Annotated in this window: 3 protein-coding genes and 2 pseudogenes; all 5 read left to right on the forward strand. The window is 44.2% G+C overall.

All coding sequences use genetic code 11. The annotated features are described in order from the left end of the window. Positions 1 to 141: pseudogene (locus tag Q0986_RS20365) on the forward strand (DNA replication and repair protein RecF); the annotation flags it as partial. A 10-nt stretch (positions 142 to 151) separates the two neighbouring features. Next, a pseudogene (locus Q0986_RS23085) lies at positions 152 to 306 on the forward strand (Uma2 family endonuclease); the annotation flags it as partial. 257 nt (positions 307 to 563) lie between these two features. Beyond that, on the forward strand, positions 564 to 3,224 hold the full coding sequence (locus Q0986_RS20370; RefSeq protein ID WP_299414989.1) for an FHA domain-containing protein: 2,661 nt from the start codon (positions 564 to 566) through the stop codon (positions 3,222 to 3,224). 279 nt (positions 3,225 to 3,503) lie between these two features. Then, the gene (locus Q0986_RS20375; RefSeq protein ID WP_299414991.1) at positions 3,504 to 5,702 is read left to right on the forward strand and encodes a protein kinase; all 2,199 of its coding nucleotides are present in this window, start codon (positions 3,504 to 3,506) and stop codon (positions 5,700 to 5,702) included. Between the two features lie 122 nt (positions 5,703 to 5,824). Next, positions 5,825 to 6,478 carry a COP23 domain-containing protein gene (locus Q0986_RS20380; protein WP_299414994.1) on the forward strand — a complete coding sequence of 218 codons (654 nt, stop codon included), beginning with the start codon at positions 5,825 to 5,827 and terminating at the stop codon, positions 6,476 to 6,478. Positions 6,479 to 6,715: the final 237 nt, after the last annotated feature.

A 6,715-nucleotide genomic window follows, 5' to 3' on the forward strand; every position in this document is an offset into this window, starting at 1 on the left:
CAAAACCAGCTTTTAGATGCGATTCAGACTCGCTTTCAAACCCTGATTACGACCACCCATTTAGGTGCTTTTGATGCTAAATGGCTAGACTCTGCGCAAGTATTGACGGTGAAAGCAGGGCAGGTCCAGTTTTCAACCTAACGCTATTCTGTATATTGAAGGGCAGATCTTGCAGAAGCCAATGCCTCAAGGAAAATATAGCCGTATCCAAGGTGGGCTTTAGCGGTGATTAAGCACATCGCTTGTACCTTGCCTAAACTGCGTTGCTCGGTTGGGGGGCAGTCAACAGTTCCTGATATTGCGGTGAACAACCGCACAATGGATAACTCAATTCGCATCCCGCTCAACAAGGATTTTGATCGTTTTCTAATCACTATCGACCACTGGACCAGATTTTTCAAAGGATTTCTCTTAACCTCCATGGATATCAGACTTTGGCCTTGACCTAAACACTATATCTAGCAGCTACCACGCTAATTCCCAGAGAGTCTACTTCTTCGAGTAAAGGTCAGTTATGCTTGTGGTTCGAGTCTTAGACGTTTGAGAGTGATTCAAATTTATCCATGTCCAGAGAGCCTGCAAGACTAGATATTTCCAATGACGCTGGTTTTTATCAACAGTTTTTATTTAACCAAGACCTAGTTAAAATTGGCCGAAAACTAGAAAATGACTTGGTTCTGAGTGAAGATTCAAAAATTTCTCGCCATCATAGCCAAATTACTTGGCAAGCAGGCGGTTACGCCTTAATTGATTTGGGAAGTAAAAGCGGAACTTTGGTGAATGAGCAAGAACTCACTCCTCATCGTCCTTATAAACTACAAGATCAGGACTCCATCACTATTGGTAGCTTTCATCTCCAATTTATTGAACATGCCTATGAATCAACTGAGGTTTCAGATGATTCAACCTACTTCTTGCCAGGCGTTGAAAATTCGCTAGAACTGGATTTAGAGGGGTATCAGCATTTAACGATTGGTAGAGATCTTCAAAATGGAGCTGTCATCAATCATCCGACGGTGTCTCGTTTTCATGCCCAAATCGAGCAAAAAGATGGAGCCTTTTATCTTCAAGATTTAGCTTCTGCGAATGGGACGTTTGTGAATGGTCGAGCCTTGACCAAAATGCATAGACTCCGTGTAGGAGATGAGATTCGGATTGGCTCCTGTCGTTTAGTTCTCAATATTGACAATAGCTTAGTTGGCATTAATGAAGAAGGTAATCTTCGCCTAGATGCTGTTGCCTTAAAGAAGGTTGTCGGCAAGCAACCCGTCACGTTACTCAACAATATTTCGCTCTCAATTTTGTCGCGTGAATTTGTGGTCGTTGCTGGTGTAAGTGGAGGTGGAAAATCTACATTACTGGATGCATTAAATGGATTGCGGCCTGCTTCCAGCGGCAAGGTACTCGTGAATGGTACGGATTTGTACAAAAATTTTAATGCGTATCGGACTGAAATTGGATATGTTCCCCAGAAAGATATTACGCATAAAGCCTTAACCGTTCATCAATCTCTGACCTACGCGGCCAAGCTGCGAATGCCTGCAGATACAACTGCGCAGGAATATCAAACGCGTGTTCAGGAGGTCTTAGATGATTTGGAATTGGGGCAGCGCCAAAACGTGCCGGTTGAAAATCTGAGTGGTGGCCAGCTGAAACGGGTCTCGATGGGGGTTGAATTACTGACTAAACCCAGTTTGTTCTTTCTAGATGAAGCAACCTCAGGGTTGGACCCCGGTACCGAAAGCGAGATCATGCGCTTGCTACGAAAGCTCGCAAATCAAGGCAGAACGATCTTATTGATTACACATGCAACGGAAAATGTCACCCTCTGCGATATGGTTGTCTTTCTGGCTGCAGGGGGGCGAGTCGCCTATTTCGGACCGCCACAAGATGCTCCTCAATACTTTGGGGTAGACAACTTCAACCAAATTTACCGCAAAGTTGAACGAGAGCGATCGCCAGATGAATGGCAACAGCTCTATCTACAGTCCAAGTATTATCAAACCTATGTCGTCAAACGACAAAGCCATCTCCAGCAGCTGTCTAGTCAAGCTCAGCAACCATCACGCCAACACCCTCAACCCGGCAGCCAGGTCCAACGGGTGCCTTCTTGGAAACAGTTGTTATTACTGACGGCTAGGAATCTCGATATTCTTAAGCAAGATAAGGCTAGCTTATTTTTGATGTTAGCGATCGCACCTATTTTAGGTATCTTAGATTTTTTTATTTGGCCTAGAAACGTATTCGATTCAGAGACAGGTGATCCTCAGCAAACCTTGATGATGCTGTTTGTGGCAGTCATTATTGCCATTATGGTGGGGAGTCTGTCGTCCATGCGCGAGATTGTCAAGGAAAATGATATTTATCGCCGTGAGCGGATGGTTTGCTTGCAGCTTTGGCCCTATATCCTCTCCAAAGTATTGACGGGTGTCTTAGTCAGTCTTTATCAAGCTGCAGTATTTACGTTATTCAAGGTTTTAGTCGTTGCATTCCCTGGTGGGGCTCCTGTTCTTCTAGGCATCTACATCACCCTTTTACTGGCTACGATTGGCGGCATGGTGATGGGATTACTAGTATCCGCCATTGCCCCCAATCAAAATGTTGCGCCCCTGCTTATTATTTTGGTTCTTATCCCTCAGATCACCTTAGGAAGTGGATTATTGCCCATTCAGGCACTACCCTGGCCAGGACAGATGATGAGTCATGTTACGTTTAGCCGCTGGGCGTTTGAGTCAATGGTGACCATTACTGAGGTGGGCAAGAGTATCGCCACGGATAGTTGCTTTGCTTTAGCAGAGCGTGATCGGGATCAACTCACTGAAGCAGAAAAAGCAAAATGTTCTTGTCTGGGACCCAAATTATTTACACAATGTGAGTTTCCAGGGATTAAGGCTAAGTTTAACAAGGCGGTCGATCTACCAGAGCCAAAAAAGCCGACTGAACCTGGGACATTCCCCAGCAATCCAGAGGAGTTAGACGACTATAAAAACCAGGTTGATCAGTACAAAAAAGATATCAATACTTGGCAAACTGCCTACAGTCAATGGAAAGAAGAGCGAGAAGGTGCGATTGGTGAAGGAGAAGGGATTATCAACCAATTTAATGACAATTATGGTCGAGCCTTTGCGGTCAATCTTGCTGAGACTTGGGGGATATTGGGTGGGTTGTCTGCAATTTTTTGTGCATTGATTCTACCGCTACAAAAGCGCAAGAGTATTGTATAAAGCTTTTTAAGCTTGGACGAATCATCTGCAAGAGCGAGGCTAATCCTCTGTGTATATGGCTAATTTTGTCAGTTTTTTTGAGATTAATCTCAAAAAATAAATATCTAATGCCTTCTAGAAGATCTTTTTTTTGGTGATATTCTAGTGGCGGCTTTCTCTCGAAGGGAGACAAAATTAGAATTAAATCATAAAAGAATTCTCTCTATTTTTCGGCGATCAAATAATTTGCAGTACAATAATTACCCAAATATTTAAGATAGCAGTCTTATATAAATACATATGTTGGGTAAGGTACTTGCATCTCGATATCGCATCATTAATGCTATGGCGCAAGGAGGGTTTGGAAAAACCTTTTTGGCAGAAGATGTGCTTTTGCCTGGAGCCCCTCACTGCGTCGTTAAACAACTCACGGTCGGACAAGAGAATACCTTAGGGATTTCTAGACGATTATTTAATCAAGAAGCCATTACGCTGCAAAAGCTGGGCAAACACCCACAAATCCCTCAACTCTATGCCTATTTTGAAGAAAACAATGAGTTTTTTCTTGTTCAAGAACTCATTGAAGGTATTTCACTGAAAGAAGAATTTCAACAAAAAAAACAATTGTCAGAATTGCAAGGGATTGAGTTATTACGGGATTGCTTAAATACCTTAGAGTTTGTGCATAGTTTGGGAGTGATACATCGGGATATCAAACCGGCGAATTTAATGCGTCGTCAAGTGGATGGGAGAATTGTTCTTTTAGACTTTGGTGCGGTTAAAGAAATTGAGATCGACCAAAGCCAGTTGGCTGAGACAACAGTCTCCATTGGCACTCAAGGCTATATGCCTGATGAGCAACTGCGAGGTAAACCTCAGCTTGCCAGTGATATTTATGCCTTAGGCATGACCTGTTTGCAGGGATTGACAGCAACCCATCCTCGCAATTTTGAGCGAGACGGCTTTGATGAAATTTGTTGGCAACCGTTGGTGTCTGTGCATCCAGCACTAGATCAATTGCTCTCAAAAATGGTGCGGCGTGATCCTAGACATCGCTATGCGCAAGTGGCAGCAATTTTAGCAGACTTAGACCAATATTTTGGCCCTTCTGCTCCTACCTCTGCGGCTGTGCCTGCCATGCCTTCAGTGTCTCCCCTGCCAGTATCCAATGCCCATGCTTTGCCCAGTCAGCATTCCCAGACTAACCCTGACAGTGTGCCTACTTCTATTTCCCAAACACCTCAACCGATTAATGCTCAACACCGACCCGCGCACAGTCTCTCCCAAACAGAGATAGAGGCATCTGACGCACCTACAGTGGTTTCGGTTCAGAGGAATCAACAGCTTATCCCTGAGACCTCAACATCCTCTCCGGCTCAAAGAGGTAAGGCAGTTAAAGGAGAGCCAGCACTTAACCCTCGCACGAGTGTCCAGTCTCGCAGCTCACCCGTTGTGGGTTCTGCGAGTCAAGTATCAGAACCGCCTCCAGCACCATCGCCTCAATCTGAGCTGCAAACCGTCCGTCAACGTTCTGAGTCAAAGTCGACGGGTGAGACGCTTTCTGTATTGCATGCGTCATCGAGTGCTCCAACTGAGGTTAGACAAAAAGGATGGGCCTTTCAGCGGCCTTTCAGCTCTCTCAAGTGGGTGGCTACAGGCCTACTATTGCTACTCGCAGGGTTAGGGGCAAGCGCGTTTTGGCTATGGCGGCCATCAGCGACATCAAAGGTGTTAACACAACTCGAATCGCTATTGACTCAGAAAAAATTTGCCGATTGTATTCGCCTGGGGGAAACAGCAGTCTCTGATCCAGATATCCCAGAATCCTCGATTCGTGAACCTTTGGCCCAATGCTATTTGGGGGCAGCCCAAGCACAAGCAGATCAAGGAAACTATGCCGAGGCCCTGAAGAATGTGGTTAAGGTGCCCAGTCATAGTGCTCATCATGATCAAGCCCAGCAAAAAATTAATGCTTGGTCCACACAGCTGTTGAACCAAGCGAAGAAGATCTATGCAGAGAAAGGGCAGTTACAAGAAGCGTTGAGGTTAATGAGTTCCATTCCTCGATCCAGTGCTGTCAGTGAGGAAGCTACCAAGCTGGCAAAACAATGGCAAGAAACCCAAAAAGCCAATGAAAAATTGGTAAAAGAAGCCCAAGTTGCCCTGGATGAAGGGCGTTCTGCAACTGCTATTGCGAAGGCTGAGCAAGTTAAGCAACCCCAATTCTGGAAGCAAAAGGCGGATAAAATTATCCAGGCTGCGGAGGAAGACATCAAACGAAATGAGTCTCCGCCTCCTATTGTGACCTCACCTCCCGTTCCCCAAGTTAGTCAGGATCCACCTGTTTATACTCCACGTCCTAGTCCTCAACCATCTTCTAGAGGCTCTCAGAATCCACCTCCTGTGTATAATCCTCCTGTTTCCAATTCACCACCTTCTCCTGCTAAACCATCGAAGCGAGTAAAACAAGTCTGTCCAGGCCCACTTTGCGTGGAATAAACCAGAAACTTACGATTTGTAATCTTAGTCACTTTTCTTAGGATCAAGTCGTCGAAATCGGATAGCTGCCTGTAATTCCTGTGTTCCCCGAGTCTAAACAGTCTTAAGTTAGTCGTGAAATCATGAAAGCAATGCCCAAAAAATCTTCTTTGACTCAACTATTTTTGGCCATCATCGTTGTCCTGTCTGGCTCTAATGTGAGTTTACAGAGCCTAGCCAACCCCGGAATAAGTAATGCTGATGAAGCAACAGCTACTCAGAGTAAGAGAGCAAAACATGTTCGTTATGAATGCGCTCCAGAAGGTCAAAAGTTCTTGACTATCGCCCATACTCATCGAGGACCTATCAAAATTATTGTTTGGAAAAGCGATTATTTTGGTTCTCAGTGGAACCCTGCACGGCGATGTGATGTAGTTACACAAAGATTTCAATCACTATCAGATGCGAAACAACTGAAATATGTATCAACAGGTAAACTGAATAACTACAATGTTATTTGTGTATCTGATAAGTCAGGCCAATGCATCCCAGAAGGTCTCTTGATTACGTTGGAAAATAGTGATGATCCAGATCGAGTTTTGGATCAATTATTTGATTTCAACTCTCCTGTAGGCAGACTGGATGAGAAAATTGTAGTTGATTATAATCGCTTACTTAATGAGCGGCCAATAATGGAACAGCCTTCTAGGTTGCCTAATACTCCTACTGCTGCACCAAATGATGAACCTATAGGAGATAAAACACGAGTTGTTCCATCTGAACTGCTCGGAGAATAGTCTGATGTAGCGTTGCTGGGTAAAGACAAGATACTTCTAAATGCAGAAAAAACTTGTTCCAAGACAATTGTGTATTTTGGAACAAGTTTTTTTAAAAGGCTGTTGAGGTAAAAGTTAAGATCCTTTTATAGTTATATAGCTTATTGGTGCAGAAAAGTCGTGAACACCCTGCTAGGAAAGGATAACTAGTCCGTTAGAGGGATGGAGTGAAACGTACAATGTGAGGCTTAATTACCT

The organism is Acaryochloris sp. IP29b_bin.148 (genome assembly GCF_028285565.1).
Classification (GTDB): domain Bacteria; phylum Cyanobacteriota; class Cyanobacteriia; order Thermosynechococcales; family Thermosynechococcaceae; genus Acaryochloris.

What these genes read in the sequence shown, in the direction of transcription:
- Q0986_RS20375 (WP_299414991.1), top strand. Translation starts at nt 3,504, where the DNA reads ATGTTGGGTAAGGTACTTGCATCTCGATATCGCATCATTAATGCTATG.
- Q0986_RS20380 (WP_299414994.1), top strand. Translation starts at nt 5,825, where the DNA reads ATGAAAGCAATGCCCAAAAAATCTTCTTTGACTCAACTATTTTTGGCC.
- Q0986_RS20370 (WP_299414989.1), top strand. Translation starts at nt 564, where the DNA reads ATGTCCAGAGAGCCTGCAAGACTAGATATTTCCAATGACGCTGGTTTT.